The organism is Nocardiopsis alba DSM 43377 (assembly GCF_000341225.1).
GTDB lineage: Bacteria > Actinomycetota > Actinomycetes > Streptosporangiales > Streptosporangiaceae > Nocardiopsis > Nocardiopsis alba.
In genome coordinates this window covers 65,332-80,217 of sequence record NZ_ANAC01000001.1, presented here as the reverse complement: position 1 = coordinate 80,217, position 14,886 = coordinate 65,332, and the positions used below count along the sequence as shown (strand labels likewise).

The window sequence follows — 14,886 nt, the reverse complement described above, 5'->3', positions numbered from 1 at the left end:
CCAACGTTGCCATAGGCATCACTGATCAGGCGAAACGCCGACCGGTGGACTATGGGACACCCCTTGGTGGTCTGTATCACCGGCCCTTCGAGGACAGACCTACGTCCCACCCCGCGCTCACGGTCTTGGAACACACCGCACTGGGGAATACCGGAACGAGACTTTGACGTACATTTAGGTGTACCTAAGTCGGTTCGTCCCGCTCATCCGGGGCACCCCTTGGAGTGCCGACCGCGAACCCGATCGAGGAACGCATGCTGCTCGAACAAGAACGTCGCGACGTCTGCCTGACGGCCCGGTCCATCGCCCGACACCCCGGCACCGCGCCCGGCGAGGCGGGCACCATCAGCGTTCGCAGCGGGGACCTCGTGGTCGTCACCCCGCACGGAATCCCCCTGGAACAGCTCGGCCCCGGCGACTGCCCCGTCATGTCCCTGGACGACCGTGTGCTGGAAGGACGGCGCGACCCCGCCGCCGAGGCCACCCTCCACCTGGCCGTCCACCGCGACGCGGCCGAACACGGTCGCGACGTCGGCGCGGTCGTCAACGCCTTCACCATCGACACCGTGGCCGTGTCGACCGTGCTGGTCGAACTCCCTCCCATCCACCACCGCGCCGCCGGTCTGGGCGGCGCCGTCGCCGTCACCCCCTACGCCCCTTACGGCACCGGCGACATCTCCGACCAGGCGGTCAAGGCCCTCAAGGGGCGCGATGCCGCCCTGTTGGCCGGCCACGGAGGTCTCGCCCTCGGCCGGAACCTGGAGCACGCCCTGGAGAACCTGCGGCTGCTCGACTGGCTCAGTGGCACCTACCTGCGCGCCCGTCAGGTCGGCGAACCGCGCGTGCTGTCCGAGGAGGAGCTCGCCGAGATCCGTCACCGCGACACCTACGGCTGGGCCGGACCCGACCCCTTCCTCTAGTTCCTCCCCCACCGAAGCCCACGGGGCCCGCGACGATGTCGCGGGCCCCGTTCCCGTGAAGGCCGACCCCTCGTTCCGGTCGGGTCGGGGGATCTACGGTCGGTGGCCGATACGGGGGAAGGGCTCGATGGAGAAGACGACCTCCACGGGGACCTCGAAGTAGCGGGAGATCCGCAGCGCCAGGTGGAGGCTCGGACTGTACTCGCCCCGCTCCAGGTAGCCGACGGTCTGATAGTGGACGCCCAGGGCCTCCGCCAGCTGCCGACGGGAGACCCCGCGTTCGGCCCGCAGCATCGCGATCCGGTTGTGGATGATCTCCGTGGACGCCTTGTCACGGCGACCGACGCTCTTCTCACCAGGCACGCTTCATCGCCTTCTCCCGGGCTTCCTGGACCCTCGACCCCGACTGTTTCCGGGCCATCCTCCGCAGCACCCACTGTGCGAGGAGGAGTCCGACCACCGCCCAGCCTGCCAGGACACCGGCGACCAACGGCAACTCCCACGAACCCGCGAGTTCGAAGGCCGCGTAGGAGTCCGGCAGGAGGGCGGCGCGAAGCCCCAGGCCGAGCCAGTACACCGGCAGGAGACGGCCGATGTCCAACATCCAGTCGGGCATGAGCGTCAAGGGCATGACCAGGCCGGAGAACATCAGGACGACGACGGTGGGCAGCATCGCCAGAGAGACACCCGTTCGGGCGTTTCCGACCAGAGCGCCGATGATCGCGCCGATGGGCGCGAGGGCGAGCACCCCGAGGACGCACACCCAGAGCAGCACCAGCACGTCGGTCCACCGCTCGAAACCGAAGTCGTCGACGAACAGCAGCCCCGGCACCACCGTGAGGAGCGCCATCGTGACGGCCACGGCCGCGATGTGCGTGGACTTGGCGACGGTGTAGCCCAAAAGCCCGCGGGGGACGGCCTTGGCACGCAGTAGCGTCCCGTCCTCACGTTCACTCGCCAGGGTCTGTAGGACGGTGGCGATACCGAGGATCGTCAAGGAGAAGGCCAACCCGCCGCTGAGGACGAACGCCCCGGGCATCTGGACCTCGCCCTCCCCCAGACCCATCGTCTGGAAGATGAGGGCCAACCCCAGGAACAGGCACGGCATGTACAGGTAGCCGAACAGCTCCTGACCGTTGCGGAAGGACAGTCCGTACTCGATCCGACCGCGGGAGAGACCGGCGCGGACCGCGTTGAGAGTGGGGTTCATCGGTTCTCCTCGTCGAGGTCGGCGGGGGCGACCTCCGCGTCCCCGCTCTCGTACCGCCGGACCATGGTCATGTCCACGTCCTCCAAGGACGTCCGGGTGACCTTCAGGTCGGTGATCCCGTCGCCGTGCACCGCGTACAGTTCCGCGATGTGCCAGGCCGGGGCGTCCGTGCCGTGCACGTGACGCCGCCCGTCGACGGTCCAGGTGACCTCGCTGTCCCCGGCCACCGAGGCGGCCAGTTCGTCGGGGCTGCCCTCGGTGACGATCCTGCCGCCCGCGAGGAGGAGCACGCGGTCGGAGAGCTTCGCGGCCTCGTCCAGGTCGTGGGTGGTGAGCAGGATCGTGGTGTCCTCCTCGTCGACCAGCCGGAAGAGCAGGTCGTGGAACGCCTGACGGGCCTTCGGGTCGAAGCCCGCGGTGGGTTCGTCGAGGAAGAGGATCTCGGGACGACCGACCACGCCGATCGCCACGTCCAGGCGCCGCCGCTGTCCACCGGAGAGGTGCTTGATCCGCTGTCCCGCGTGCTCGGTGAGGCCGACCAGGGCCAGCAGCGTGTCCGTGTCGTAGGGGCGGATCCGGTCGGGGGTGGAGTAGGGGGCGTGGAAGCGACCGAAGTGGTGGAGCAGGTCGCGGACCTTCCAGGCGCCGTGGTCGCGCCAGGACTGGAGGACCACGCCCGACCTCGCCCGCCAGGCCTCGTCCCCGTGTTCCGGGTCGGAACCGAGGACGTCGACCTTCCCGGAGGAGCGGCGCCGGAAGCCCTCCAGGACCTCCAGAGTGGTGGTCTTCCCGGCCCCGTTCGGACCCAGGAGCGTGATGATCTCGCCGCGCCGGGCGGTGAGGTCGATCCCCTTGAGGACCTCCTTCCTCCCGTAGTTCATCCGCAGGTCCTCGACCCGCAGGACGATCTCCGCTTCGACTCCGGCGGCCAGGGCCTCGGACCGTCGTGTGACCGGTGTTCCCATAGCACACCTCCTCCTATCCATAGGATCTCTTCTTCTTTTGATAGTAGGAGTACTACATCTATGAGTACAGCCGCTGTTGGCGAGCACATGCGAAGATCAGAGAGAACCGGACCCGTCCAAGCAGGTCGATGGGGGAATGAAAGGACGTGACCACATTCGGCCACCCGGGATGCGGGTACGGATAGCCGGGAATCCGCCACTCTCGGACATGACAATGGTGCCGACCACCCACCCGCACGGCAGGAGGCTCCCATGCGCTGTAGTTACATCCGGCTTCTCGTGAACGACTACGAGGCCTGCTTCCACTTCTACTCCGACGTCCTCGGACTCCCGGTGCTCTGGGGCGACGAGAAGAGCAGGTACGCCGAATTCGATGTGCGCTCGGGGACCCGCCTGGCCCTCAACCAGCGCGAGGTCATGGCCGAGGCGTTGGAGACCGACACCGCCGACCCCGAACTGCCCCACCAGGATCGACTCGCGGTGATCTTCGAGGTCGACGACGTGGACGAGGAGGCCGCGCGGCTGACCGCCGGCGGGGCCCGCCAGGTGATGGAGCCCCGGGACTGGACCGCCTGGGGCATCCGGGCCGCGCACTTCCGCGACCCGGACGGCTACCTCCTGGAGATCAACCGGCCCCTGATCCCCATGGTCGAGTTGGACGAACCCGTGCGGGACATGGAGTCCTCCGAGGGCTGAGCCGCCCGACCCGGGCCGACCGGAACGCGGCCGTTCAGGAGGCCACGTACTCCCTCAGCAGCTCGTTGACCCGGTCGGCGCGTTCCACACCGAGAAGGTGCGCCGCCCCGGATACCACCTCGAACCGGGAATCGGCGATCCCGTCGGCCAGTCTGCGCCCATGTCCGGGTGGGAGCAGGGGATCGTGCGCGGCGGAGAGCACCATGGTCGGAACCCGCACACCGGAGACCAGGTCGCGCTGATCCATATGGACGATCGCGTCACAGAGCGACGCGTAGGCGACCGGGTCGACCCCGCGGAGCTCATCGGTGAGCAGAGCCGCCACCTCGGGGGCGTCGGCCGTGAAGCCGGGGGTGAACCAGGGCAGGGTCACCTTCTCGACCACCGCCTCCATCCCACCTTCACGCGCCCGGTCGGCGACCCGGGCCCAGTGGTGCATGGGCGGGGTGCGCGACGCGGACGCCAGCAGCGCGAGCCGGTCCAGGGAGCGGGGGGAGTTGGCCGCGATCCACAGCAGGAGCGAGGATCCGAAACCGGCCCCGACCGCCGCCACCCGACCGAAGCCCAGTTCTCCCAAGAGCCCCAGCACGTCCAAGGCCAGACCCTCGACGGAGTAGGGCCCCTCCGGCGTCGGCGAGAGTCCGTGGCCCCGATGGTTGACCCGAAGGACCCGCCGGTCGCGGGTGAGCTCGGGAAGCTGTGGTTCCCAGACCGACATCGTCGTGCCGAACGGCGGTACCAGCAGGACCACGGGGGCGTGGGCGGGGCCGTCGAGTCGGTACTGGAGCGGAATCAGAGCCATGGAACCTCCGGGTCGCCGGAACGCCAGGTTATCCGTAGTGCTTTCGGGAGGGCCAGAAGGTTCCAGGGCCCGTGTGGAGTGGAGGACGGGAATCGACCGCCACGCTCTCTAGTGTCGAGGCATCCGAGACGGCGAGCTGTGAAGGAACCACCATGACGACGAACAGCAGCGTGAACGGCACCATCGACGTCGAGCGGGAGGCGCTCCTGACGTTCCTCGCCCAGCAGCGCGAGTTCCTGCTCACCACTCTCCAAGGCCTCGACGAGGAGCGGGCCACCCGGCGCACCACGGACAGCTCCCTGCACCTGGCCGGGATCGTCAAGCACCTGAACGAGGTCGAACGCTCCTGGATCGCGTTCATCCAGGACGGGCCCGTCGAGGTCGACTATGAGAACCCCGAGACCTTCGAGAAGCACGAGAACGGTTTCCGACTCCTCGAAGGCGAGACCCTGGAGGGGATCCTGGCCGACTACGCGGAGACGGCCCGGGCCACCGAGGAGTACGTGCGTTCGCTCCCCGACCTGGAGGTCTCGCACCCGCTTCCGAAGGCCCCCTGGTTCGAGGAGGACCTCGCCTGGACCGCACGCGACGTCCTGCTGCACATGCTCCGTGAGATCTCACAGCACTGTGGTCACGCGGACATCGTCCGGGAGTCCCTGGACGGGCAGAAGACCATGGGCTGACCACCCGCGACACGCCCGGGTCGCTTTTCTCCGTAGCGCGCTCGTCACCCTCCGCATGCGGGACGATGGGGTCGTCCCACCCCCGAGAGCCCGAGGAGCGCGGAGTGAGCCCGACCTGGATCGACATCGACGACGAGGCCCTCCGGGAGACCATACGGTTCTCCGGGGCCCGGAGCGAGGACGAGGCGGTCAACCTGGCCCTGCGGGTCTACGCGGCCCGCCACCGGAGCCGGGCCGAGACGATGCACGAGCGCAACCGGGCGGAGGCCGCCGCCAAACGTCGGGCCCCGGAGGACTGACGGCGGACGCCCCCGGAAAGACGGCGCCCCGGTCGAAGGCTCTTCGGCCGGGGCGCCGTCGTCCCTCGGACGGACTTTCGCGCACGAGGCGGACGAGACCACGGGAAAAGCGACGGGGGCGCCCTCACCCTTCGGTGAGAACGCCCCCGTTACGAGGTGGCGAGGGTCGCCTCCGCATCCCCCCTCAAAGTACGGAGGCGACCCCCGCTCTGGGAAGCGGCCCACGACTCCTCCCCCCTGGAGTCGCGGCCTGGAAGGTCTCTCCGCGGAAGCGACCTTGTCGTTCCGCGTTGATAGAAACAGTACCCACCACGACCACGAAGAACAACCCTCCGTCACGAGAAATCACTTAAAGTGATCGTCATTCCTCGGGGCATGAACCGCCAAGCCACTGTGGCGATCGTCAACCAGGGGTCATGGGCGCCTCCTCGAAGGTCACGCATAGCCTGGACGGGTGAGCTCACCTCTCCTCAGTCCACGCTGGCTCGGCATCCACCTGGCGGCCGTGCTCGTGGCCGTCGTGTGCACCGCCGGTACCTACTGGCAGGGCACTCGTGCCTTCGAGCCCGACCGGGACGTCATCACCAACCCCGTCCAGGAGCTCGCCGACGCGATCCCCGTGGACGACCTGGGCGAGCCCGGCGCCTACCTGCACCCGGCGCTCACCGCGAACACCGCGGTCGAGATCACCGGCGACTTCCACGTCGAAGAGCAGCTGCTGGTCCCGTGGCTGTTGGACGGGGTCGAAGGGTACGCCGTGGTGATCCCGCTGGTCACCGACGAGAACGCCGCGATGCCGGTGAACCGGGGCTGGGTCGAGGACCCCGAGGCCGTTCCGGCTCCCCCGGAGGGAGAGGTCACCGTCACCGGATGGCTCCAGCCGCCGCAGGACGCCTCGGAGGGCTACATCCCCATGGGCGACCCGCCGGAGGGGACCGCCGAGCGGATCGCGCCCTCCGTGCTCACCTCCTCGTGGGACGAGCAGCTGTACGCGGCCTACCTCACGCTGCCCGAGGGGGCCGCCGGAGGGGACGGCCTCACCCCGGTGCCGCCGCCGGAGCCGCCCACCGAGTTCAAGATCAACTGGCGCAGCCTCAGCTACGCGATCCAGTGGGCGATGTTCGGGGTCTCCGGAGTGGTCTTCTGGATCATCCTCATGCGCCGTGAACCGAGCGAGGCCCGCACCCGGGAGTCGGGTGGGGCCTCGAAGGACGACGGAGCGCGGCCGGATCAGCCGGTGGGCGCGGATTCCTGAGCGCCGGCGAGGGCGGCGGCCTCCTTGGCCCGCTCACTCTTGACCACACGGTGCTCCACCACGAAGCCGAGGATCGGGATGGTGCCCGCGAGCACCACGCCCAGAGTGCGACCGGCCCCCCAACGCCGGTCCAGCGCCACCCACAGCACGACCAGCACGTACAGCATGTAGATGTAGCCGTGCGGCATGGCGATGAAGAGCATGAGCGGGGACTCGGGCCCGAACCAGTGCTCGGCCCCCCGCGGGGCGGGCGCCAGGGCGAACATGGAGTTCTCGCCGACCAGGTACTTGGCGGGCATGGCCAGGAAGGTCAACCCCAGCAGGAAGACACCCGTCACGTACGCCAGCACCCGGTACAACGTGAACGACACACGGCTCTTGTCCACTGCACACACCCATTCGACGACTTCACCCGAGGAGGGTCGGGTTCCCCTCCATCGAGGCTAAGCGCTGTTCGGAACCGCACGACGCCGGGGTGGGCACGACCCGGACAATCTCACATCCGTGTTCGCCCCACCCCGGAGCGCCGTCGTCAACGACCCTTGCCCGAGACCCGCACGGGACTGCTCCAGCGTCCGTCGGACCTGGCGGTCCAGGCCTTCGGGATCATCCTCAGGGACAGGTAGGCGTCCACCACCCGGATCGGGAAGAAGAACAGCCCGTAGAAGAGGTAGGACGGGCGACGCCGGACCATGGTCATGACGCAGGTGAGGATGTAGTCCGGCACCAGCAGACCGATGGCCAGGGCGGTCAGCGGTAGGAGCGCCGTCACCGCGGTGAACGAGTCGGTGAAGAACGGGACCCCCGACAGCAGGTCCCCGGCGAACGTGCCGAGCAGCACGAAGGCCGCCAGCGCGACGGTGAACAGGAACATCAGCGAGACCAGGACGACCTCGATCACGTAGAGCACCAGGCAGAGGCAGAAGAGGCCGGGCCACAGGCGGTGGCGGCGGATCGTCTGCCAGAAGCCGAGCGTCCAGCGGCCGACCTGTTTCCGGTAGTCGCGGAAGGTGAACGGGTCCTGGCTGTAGGCCTTGGTGTCCGGGTTCATCGAGACACGGCCGAGGCGTTTGTGGTGCACCTCGAAGGTCATGTTGAAGTCCTCGATCACCAGCCCCGGCGGGTTGACGGTGATCTTCTCCAACGCGCTGCTGCGGTAGACGCTGGCGAAGCCCGGCACGATGAAGGAGACGTTGGCGCGTTTCCAGGTCTGACCGAAACGCATGAAGTACTGGAGCATGAAGTACAGGCGGTCCCGGTAGGCCGAGATGATCCGCCCGACGAGGGAGCGTTCCCTCGGCTTCCACTCCGAGACCACGAAGCCGGCGACGGCGGCCACCGAGGGGTCGGCGAGTTGCCGTTTGGCCCCCTCGACGTAGCCGGCGTCGAGTTCGGTGTCGGCGTCCAGGATCAGGACCCCGTCGTAGTGATCGGTCAGGGAGAACTCCTCGATGACCGCCTCGATGGCGCCGGCCTTGCCCCGGTTGGTGAGGAGTTCGAGGACGTTCACCCCGGTCTTGGCGGCGATGTCGGCGGTGGCGTCCTTGGACGAGTCGGAGACGACGTAGACGTCCCAGCGTGGGAACAGTCCCAGAGCCGAGGAGATGGCCGTGTCGATCACCGGTTCCTCGTTGTGCGCGGGGATGATGACGGCGATGGTGATGTCATCGGGGTCCCTGGGCGCGAGGCCGCCGGAGGAGTCGGGTGCGGCGAGGGCGCCGCCCTCGTCGCCCGATGTGGTGTCGGAACCGGCGATCTCGACGGGTCCGCCCGCCCCGACGAGCACCTTCTCGTGTTCGCGGCCGCGGACCGCGGTCCGGCTTCCGCGACGTTCGGGCCCGCGACGGAACACGGACCTGGCACCGTCCTCGGCCAGGCGGAGTAGGCCGAGGATCGTCCACAGCAACAGGTTGAGCCCGAAGGCCATCCACAGGAAAACGTAGCCGAGGGCTCCGAGACCGGAGGCGGCGGCGAGCCCCGTGGCGAAATCGAACCAGAAGACGAAGAGTGCGACGACCAGGACCAGGGCTGTCAACCCGGTCAGCAGGCCACCGATGAAACGCGCGATACGCACAGCCCTAGGACCCTCCGAAAGTTATCGGTTTCGGCCCGACATTAACCCGCGATGTCGGCGTTAGGTTGACGCCCCACGCGGGCGCGAGGTTCACCCGACCTCACGTCCTATGTAGGCCACGAAAATCGTATACATCGGGATGCGATCAGTGGTAACCATTAGAGGATAATTTGTGGCGAGACTCCGGAGGAGCACTACTACCACCGGTTTATCCGCTTCCGCTATGGAATCAGGAAAATCCTCGTCAATCGTGAGCCAACGAAGAAGGAGAATGACCGGCATGATCGGCGAATCGCGTTCATCCTCGCCCGATCCTGCCCACCCCGACCTCCGGAACGATCGCAAGAACACCGACGCCACCTGCGAAAACGAAAGACGTACGCGCGTGGCGATCCACCAGCCCCACTATTGGCCCTGGTCGGGGCTTATCGACAAGATAGACCGCTCTGACCACTTCGTCATGCTCGACACGGTTCAGTTCGAACGTCGGGGCTGGCAGAACCGGAACTACATATCGGGAACCGGGGAACCGGTGTTGCTCACCGTGCCCGTGGTGCAGGAGAGTCGCTCCGAGCTCATTCGGGACAAAAAGATCGATAACACTCGAAAATGGAGAGAGAAGCACTATAGAGCACTCGCGGAACACTGTTACCGCAAGGCACCGTACTGGAACGACCACAAAGAGGAGATCGCCCATCTGTACGAGAGCGAGTGGGAGGACCTGTCCGATCTGGCGATAGCGACCACACGCCTGCTGTTGCGCGGATTCGGCATCGACACGCCGATCCTGCGCGCCGGAGAGCTCGGGGACTTCCCCGGGACCAAGAGCGAGTTGCTGGCCCAGATCTGCGCCAAGGTCGGGGCGAACACGTTGATCTCGGGAAACGGGGCCAGGGGCTACCTGGACCCCGAGATTCTGCGGCGTTACGGGGTGGAGGTCGAATGGCAGGACTTCCGCCATCCGCGATATCCACAGCACACCCGTAAGGCCACCGAAACGTTCGTCCCCCGCTTGTCCGCGATCGATCTCCTGCTCAACGCCGGACTGAACTCACTGCATGTCCTCCGACAAGCGAGAACCGGCACCTGACAAAGTTCGGTGACATGGATCACCGATCTCCCGGACCACGATCGCGGTGCGGTTCGACGACGGCCCGGGTGACCACGATCGCCCTGATCATTCGGCTAAGAACGGGAAACCCAGCATGACGACGGACTGGTCTCAGGAACGCCTCCTGATCTACGCTCCCCACCCCGATGACGAGACCCTCGGCTGTGGCGGTCTCATGAGCAAGGCCAAACGGGCGGGCGCCGAGGTCTACGTGCAGTTCATGACGGTCGGGGACACCGCCGACGAGTCGCCCAAGGGCTTCTCCACGGCCATGGAACGGCACACCGAGATCAAGAAGGTCTCCGAACACTTCCTCTGGGACGACTGGCACATGGCGCTGCCGGGGGACGCCTACCATCTGCGGCTCGACTCGGTCCCCCGGGTGGACCTGACCCGGTTGATCGAACGGGAGAGCCCCATATCGATCGCGCGGTTGGAACCGACCGTGGTGCTCGTACCGCATCGCACCAGCTACAACCAGGACCACCAGGCCACCGCCGAGGCGGTGCACACCGCGCTGCGCCCCTCCGACACCCGCCTGCGACACCACCCGCGCCTGGTCCTGGCCTACGAGGAGGCCGCCGACCAGTGGCGCGCCGAGCCCGCCGACTCTCCCAACCTCATCGTCGAACTGGAGGAGGAGGACCTGCTGGCCAAGCTCCACGGCATGGAGCTGTACGGCTCCCAGACCCACTCGCACCCGCACACCCGCTCCGAACTCACCCTGCGCAGTCTCTCCGTCCTGCGGGGCATGCAGGCCGGGGTCTGTCTGGGCGAGGGCTATCACGTGCTGCGCCACCTGGCATGAGCACGCCCCGGGACACCCATCGGGGCTCCCCCACCCGTCACCCGAACTCTCATCCCTTGTGAAGAGCACCAACCAACATCGCCCGTAGTGGAGGGGAAACCATGAAGGCTGTCATCACCGGCGGCGCCGGCTTCATCGGCTCGCACCTGAGCGACCATCTGATCGCCCAAGGGCACGAGGTCGTCGTCATCGACGATCTATCGACCGGTTCCTTGGACAACCTGTCCCGGATCCGGAGTTCACCGGCGCTGCGCTTCGTCCAAGGGGACATCCTGGACCGAGATCTGGTGGACTCCCTCGTCGAGGGGGCCGACGCCGTCTATCACCTCGCCGCCGCGGTGGGCGTGCACACGATCGTCGACAACCCGCTCCGTTCACTGAGGACCAACCTGCACGGGACCGAGAACGTCGTCGAGGCCGCGGTACGTCACCGCGTCCCCTACATGGTCGCCTCCACCAGCGAGGTCTACGGCAAGAACGACGCCGACGGTCTCACCGAGCACGACGATCGGATCTACGGTTCACCGCTCAAGAGCCGGTGGTCCTACGCCGCCGCGAAGGGTCTGGACGAGCTGGTCGCCTACGTCCACGGGACCGAGTCCGACGTGCCCTGCGTCATCACCCGTTTCTTCAACGTGGTCGGGCCCCGCCAGACCGGCCGTTACGGCATGGTCGTCCCGCGGTTCGTCGACCAGGCCGTGTCCGGTGAGCCCATCACCGTGTACGGCACCGGCACCCAGCGCCGCTGCTTCGGTTCGGTGTTCGACGTGGTCCCCACGCTGCCCCGTCTCCTGGAGACCCCGGAGGCCTACCACCAGGCGGTCAACCTGGGCGGGCACGAGGAGATCTCGATCAAGGGGCTGGCCGACCGTGTCGTGGAGCTGACCGGATCCGAAAGCGAGATCACCTACATGGACTACGAAGAGGCCTATGGGGAGGGGTACGAGGACATGCAGCGTCGCTACCCCGACACCTCGCTGGCCCGACGGTTGATCGGCTACGAGCCGACCCGGGACCTGAACGCGATCATCGACTCCATCATCGAGTACCGCCGTTCCGTCGAGGCCGTGCCCACGCCGGCCTAGGGAGCATCCGGCCGCCGTGGAGGGGAACGAACCGGGCGCCCCGCCGCCCGACCCCTTTCTCCCATGACCGGCCGTCGTCGCGCGTCGAACCGCGAGACCGGGCGAGCACGGGGCCCGTTCCCCCGTATCGCCTCGGACGAGGACCACACCCGTCGTAGGGAGTGGGGAGGCGGCACCGACCGTTCTCTCCTCCGGCCCGTTCCGCCCGTTCCAGGGCATGGCACCGGGCTCCACGACCGCGAAGGACGGCGCCCCCGTTCGGCCCGTTCTCAGGGCAGGATCGCCGTCATCGTCACGGCCACGGTGAGGGAGAGGACGCCGATCCCCAACAGGACCATGGCCCAGGGGCGGGCCACACTCTCCGGCGGTCCGGTTCCTCCGGGCTCACGCAGACCATGGTCGGTCCGTCGCCATCTCCGCCACAGATGCAGCCCCAGGAGCGCGACCAGCAGAAGGACCAGGGCCAGGACGCCCACACGGAGCGGGACCGGGGCCTCGCGCAGGACGGCGGCCCCGGGCACCAGGGGGCCGCGCAGGTAGAGCAACCCCACCAGGACCAGCAGGATGAGTGTGCGCTGCCAGGACAGCAGGGTGCGTTCCGGTTGGAGGCCGGGGTCCCGCCCCTCCTCGGTCACAGCAGGTTGCCCAGCAGGACGAGCAGGCACACCAGCCCCACCGCGAAGGCGGTGATGAGCGGCAGCCCGCTCATCCGGAGGGTGCCGCCACTGCTCATGATCCGCTGCACCCTGTACCAGCGCACCGGGGCGTAGACGGTCACCGCCCCGGCGAGAAGGGCCAGGAGCAGTCCCACCGCCGTGCGCGGGCCCTCGGCCCATCCGAGCGGCAGCAGGTGAAGGACGGCGACGGCCCCCGCCAACAGGGCGAGGGCGGTGCGGATCCAGGCCAGGAAGGTGCGCTCATTGGCCAAGGTGAAGCGGTAGTCGACGGTTCCGGCCTTCTCGGGGCCGCCCTCGTCCTCCGTGCCCATCGCTCCCCCGGACGGTTCGTGTTCGATCCCTGTCTCGCGTGGATCCGGTCCCCCGACCGAAGTCCACGGTCACGACGATGAACTCATGTCGCTCCGGCCGACACTAACCTCGCGAGGGCTTTCCTCCCAAACAGATATGAACCACGTGTTGGGTAGGAAAAACCCTGGCCGTCCGGCTATTCGGTCGTCTTATCGGGCATGCGGAACAAACGAGCGGGCACGACCGCTGTAGCACCCAGGAGGATGGCAGTTGGCCACCGGTCGACACCACAGTACGAACGAAGAGCAGGAGACCACGTGCCCACCGTCGAACTCACCAAGGACAACTTCGCCGAAACGCTGAAGGACAACAGCTTCGTTCTCATCGACTTCTGGGCGGACTGGTGCGGGCCCTGCCGGCAGTTCGCCCCGGTGTTCGAGAACTCCTCGGACAAGCACACCGACATCGTGCACGCGAAGGTCGACACCGAGGCCCAGCGCGAGCTCGCCTTCGAATTCAAGATCCAGTCCATCCCGACCCTGATGATCGTCCGTGACCAGACGGTCATCTACAACGAGCCGGGTGCGCTGCCCTCCGAGGCCCTGGAGAGCCTGATCACCCAGGCCAAGGAGCTCGACATGGACGAGGTCAAGCAGAAGATCGCCGAGCAGGGCGAAGGACAGAAGTAACGAGGCGCCGCCCCGGGAACGGGGCACGTCGACCCCGCCCCGGCGGGCCCCCTCGGAGGGCCCACCGGGGCGCATGTCATTCCGGGGGGAGTCCCCCGCGCCCCGATCACCATCGCCCCGCCGAAGAGGTCGCACGCGCCGCCGTACCGCGCCCTTCGCGAGACCCGCCCGGACCCGCCGGTCACCGTCCGATCCGGTGCGCCGCAGGACGTTCGGACGCTCTCCGGAGTGGGAGGACACCGAGACGTCACCGGATGCTTCCCACTCCACCGCCCACGTTCATCTTGGCCACGAGGTTCGTTCACCTTCGCTTCATGCACACCCTTTTCCATGGGACTCGACCGCGCTCCGCGGGTTCCACCCCCCGAACGACACCACCGCGCAAGCACCGTCCCAACCGGAAGTGGCCCCATGTCTGTCAGCAACACCGCGTCCGCTCGCGGCACCGAGTCCGGCCGCGGGATCGCCCCCGACACCGTCCGGTACAACCGTGAGGTCCCCGGCCTGGGCGACCCCGTCTTCGACATCGTCGACCTGTCGATCCACTACGGGACCAACAAGGCCGTGCGCGATGTGAACATGAAGGTGGGACCGCGCCAGATCACCGCGATGATCGGCCCGTCCGGCTGTGGCAAGAGCACGGTCCTGCGCACCCTGAACCGGATGAACGACCTCATCCCCGGCGCCCGGGTCGAGGGCAGGGTGACCTACCACGGTGAGGACCTGTACGCCCCCGACGTGGACCCGATCGAGGTGCGCCGCCGGATCGGCATGGTCTTCCAGAAGCCCAACCCGTTCCCCAAGTCCATCTACGACAACATCGCCTACGGTCCCCGGATCAACGGGATGCGCGGGAACATGGACGACCTGGTCGAGGAGACCCTGACCAAGGCCGCCCTGTGGGACGAGGTCAAGGACAAGCTGAAGGAGAGCGCCTTCGCCCTCTCCGGCGGCCAGCAGCAGCGCCTGTGCATCGCCCGCACCATCGCGGTGAACCCCGAGGTCATCCTCATGGACGAGCCCTGCTCGGCTCTGGACCCGATCGCCACGCTCAAGATCGAGGACCTGATGTACGAGCTGGCGGCCGAGTACACGATCGTCATCGTCACCCACAACATGCAGCAGGCGGCCCGCGTCTCGGACCGGACCGCGTTCTTCACCGCCTCCGTGGACGACGACAACGAGCGTTACGGCAGCCTCGTGGAGTTCGACGAGACCGCCAAGATCTTCAGCAAGCCCGCCGACCAGCGCACCGAGGACTACATCTCGGGCCGCTTCGGGTAGACCCTCCGCGTTCCACCCGACCGCCCCCTCGACGAAG

Annotated in this window: 18 protein-coding genes; 10 read left to right on the top strand and 8 right to left on the bottom strand. The window is 67.6% G+C overall.

The annotated features are described in order from the left end of the window. The first annotated feature begins 254 nt into the window (after positions 1-254). Positions 255-920: a class II aldolase/adducin family protein gene (locus tag D451_RS0100395; protein WP_014910374.1), complete on the top strand. Its 666-nt coding sequence runs from the start codon at positions 255-257 to the stop codon at positions 918-920. A gap of 93 nt (positions 921-1,013) precedes the next feature. On the opposite strand, the gene D451_RS0100390 is transcribed toward D451_RS0100395, so the two are convergent. From D451_RS0100390 to D451_RS0100380, 3 genes are read right to left on the bottom strand one after another with little or no spacing between them, the layout of a single operon-like run. Next, complete coding sequence (locus tag D451_RS0100390; protein ID WP_014911179.1) at positions 1,014-1,283, bottom strand: helix-turn-helix transcriptional regulator; 270 nt, start codon at positions 1,281-1,283, stop codon at positions 1,014-1,016. Continuing rightward, positions 1,273-2,130 (bottom strand): ABC transporter permease, encoded by an 858-nt coding sequence (locus D451_RS0100385; protein WP_014909133.1) that lies wholly within the window; start codon positions 2,128-2,130, stop codon positions 1,273-1,275. Before D451_RS0100385 ends, D451_RS0100390 begins: the two co-directional genes overlap by 11 nt. Further along, positions 2,127-3,095, bottom strand: coding sequence for an ABC transporter ATP-binding protein (locus D451_RS0100380; protein WP_017533013.1), 969 nt, complete (start codon positions 3,093-3,095; stop codon positions 2,127-2,129). Before D451_RS0100380 ends, D451_RS0100385 begins: the two co-directional genes overlap by 4 nt. A gap of 252 nt (positions 3,096-3,347) precedes the next feature. On the opposite strand from D451_RS0100380, the gene D451_RS0100375 reads away from it, so the two are divergent. Beyond that, entirely contained in the window at positions 3,348-3,791 is a 444-nt protein-coding gene (locus D451_RS0100375; RefSeq protein ID WP_014908197.1) for a VOC family protein, read from the top strand. A 34-nt stretch (positions 3,792-3,825) separates the two neighbouring features. Here D451_RS0100375 and D451_RS0100370 read toward each other — a convergent pair whose 3' ends face one another. After that, positions 3,826-4,593: an alpha/beta fold hydrolase gene (locus D451_RS0100370; protein WP_017533012.1), complete on the bottom strand. Its 768-nt coding sequence runs from the start codon at positions 4,591-4,593 to the stop codon at positions 3,826-3,828. Between the two features lie 152 nt (positions 4,594-4,745). Here D451_RS0100370 and D451_RS0100365 point away from each other — a divergent pair, with 152 nt between their 5' ends. From D451_RS0100365 to D451_RS0100355, 3 genes are all read left to right on the top strand, one after another. Continuing rightward, positions 4,746-5,276 carry a DinB family protein gene (locus D451_RS0100365; RefSeq protein WP_017533011.1) on the top strand — a complete coding sequence of 177 codons (531 nt, stop codon included), beginning with the start codon at positions 4,746-4,748 and terminating at the stop codon, positions 5,274-5,276. A 104-nt stretch (positions 5,277-5,380) separates the two neighbouring features. After that, on the top strand, positions 5,381-5,575 hold the full coding sequence (locus tag D451_RS0100360) for a type II toxin-antitoxin system VapB family antitoxin (protein WP_014909542.1): 195 nt from the start codon (positions 5,381-5,383) through the stop codon (positions 5,573-5,575). A gap of 454 nt (positions 5,576-6,029) precedes the next feature. Continuing rightward, positions 6,030-6,830, top strand: a complete 801-nt coding sequence (locus D451_RS0100355; RefSeq protein WP_017533010.1) for an SURF1 family protein — start codon at positions 6,030-6,032, stop codon at positions 6,828-6,830. Here D451_RS0100355 and D451_RS0100350 read toward each other — a convergent pair. Continuing rightward, complete coding sequence (locus D451_RS0100350; protein ID WP_014913372.1) at positions 6,806-7,201, bottom strand: DUF3817 domain-containing protein; 396 nt, start codon at positions 7,199-7,201, stop codon at positions 6,806-6,808. The two genes, D451_RS0100355 and D451_RS0100350, sit on opposite strands and share 25 nt — an antisense overlap. Positions 7,202-7,362: 161 nt before the next feature. Beyond that, entirely contained in the window at positions 7,363-8,904 is a 1,542-nt protein-coding gene (locus D451_RS0100345) for a glycosyltransferase family 2 protein (protein WP_014911317.1), read from the bottom strand. A gap of 271 nt (positions 8,905-9,175) precedes the next feature. On the opposite strand from D451_RS0100345, the gene D451_RS0100340 reads away from it, so the two are divergent. From D451_RS0100340 to D451_RS0100330, 3 genes are all read left to right on the top strand, one after another. Beyond that, positions 9,176-9,994, top strand: coding sequence for a WbqC family protein (locus D451_RS0100340; protein ID WP_017533009.1), 819 nt, complete (start codon positions 9,176-9,178; stop codon positions 9,992-9,994). 115 nt (positions 9,995-10,109) lie between these two features. Then, positions 10,110-10,823 (top strand): PIG-L deacetylase family protein, encoded by a 714-nt coding sequence (locus D451_RS0100335; protein ID WP_014912052.1) that lies wholly within the window; start codon positions 10,110-10,112, stop codon positions 10,821-10,823. 101 nt (positions 10,824-10,924) lie between these two features. Then, positions 10,925-11,908 (top strand): NAD-dependent epimerase/dehydratase family protein, encoded by a 984-nt coding sequence (locus D451_RS0100330; RefSeq protein WP_014908572.1) that lies wholly within the window; start codon positions 10,925-10,927, stop codon positions 11,906-11,908. Positions 11,909-12,177: 269 nt separating this feature from the next. Here D451_RS0100330 and D451_RS0100325 read toward each other — a convergent pair whose 3' ends face one another. Beyond that, complete coding sequence (locus tag D451_RS0100325; protein WP_017533008.1) at positions 12,178-12,543, bottom strand: DUF202 domain-containing protein; 366 nt, start codon at positions 12,541-12,543, stop codon at positions 12,178-12,180. Beyond that, positions 12,540-12,896, bottom strand: a complete 357-nt coding sequence (locus D451_RS0100320) for a DUF202 domain-containing protein (RefSeq protein WP_017533007.1) — start codon at positions 12,894-12,896, stop codon at positions 12,540-12,542. Before D451_RS0100320 ends, D451_RS0100325 begins: the two co-directional genes overlap by 4 nt. A gap of 297 nt (positions 12,897-13,193) precedes the next feature. Between D451_RS0100320 and trxA the strand changes: the two genes are divergently transcribed. Both trxA and pstB read left to right on the top strand, forming a co-directional pair. Next, on the top strand, positions 13,194-13,565 hold the full coding sequence (gene trxA / locus D451_RS0100315; RefSeq protein ID WP_014912214.1) for a thioredoxin: 372 nt from the start codon (positions 13,194-13,196) through the stop codon (positions 13,563-13,565). A gap of 411 nt (positions 13,566-13,976) precedes the next feature. Next, entirely contained in the window at positions 13,977-14,849 is an 873-nt protein-coding gene (gene pstB / locus D451_RS0100310; RefSeq protein WP_014912682.1) for a phosphate ABC transporter ATP-binding protein PstB, read from the top strand. Positions 14,850-14,886: the final 37 nt, after the last annotated feature.

Coding starts and splice junctions, on each gene's coding strand:
- D451_RS0100395 (WP_014910374.1), top strand. CDS start 255: ATGCTGCTCGAACAAGAACGTCGCGACGTCTGCCTGACGGCCCGGTCC.
- D451_RS0100385 (WP_014909133.1), bottom strand. CDS start 2,130: ATGAACCCCACTCTCAACGCGGTCCGCGCCGGTCTCTCCCGCGGTCGG.
- D451_RS0100380 (WP_017533013.1), bottom strand. CDS start 3,095: ATGGGAACACCGGTCACACGACGGTCCGAGGCCCTGGCCGCCGGAGTC.
- D451_RS0100375 (WP_014908197.1), top strand. CDS start 3,348: ATGCGCTGTAGTTACATCCGGCTTCTCGTGAACGACTACGAGGCCTGC.
- D451_RS0100370 (WP_017533012.1), bottom strand. CDS start 4,593: ATGGCTCTGATTCCGCTCCAGTACCGACTCGACGGCCCCGCCCACGCC.
- D451_RS0100365 (WP_017533011.1), top strand. CDS start 4,746: ATGACGACGAACAGCAGCGTGAACGGCACCATCGACGTCGAGCGGGAG.
- D451_RS0100340 (WP_017533009.1), top strand. CDS start 9,176: ATGACCGGCATGATCGGCGAATCGCGTTCATCCTCGCCCGATCCTGCC.
- D451_RS0100335 (WP_014912052.1), top strand. CDS start 10,110: ATGACGACGGACTGGTCTCAGGAACGCCTCCTGATCTACGCTCCCCAC.
- D451_RS0100330 (WP_014908572.1), top strand. CDS start 10,925: ATGAAGGCTGTCATCACCGGCGGCGCCGGCTTCATCGGCTCGCACCTG.
- D451_RS0100320 (WP_017533007.1), bottom strand. CDS start 12,896: ATGGGCACGGAGGACGAGGGCGGCCCCGAGAAGGCCGGAACCGTCGAC.
- pstB (WP_014912682.1), top strand. CDS start 13,977: ATGTCTGTCAGCAACACCGCGTCCGCTCGCGGCACCGAGTCCGGCCGC.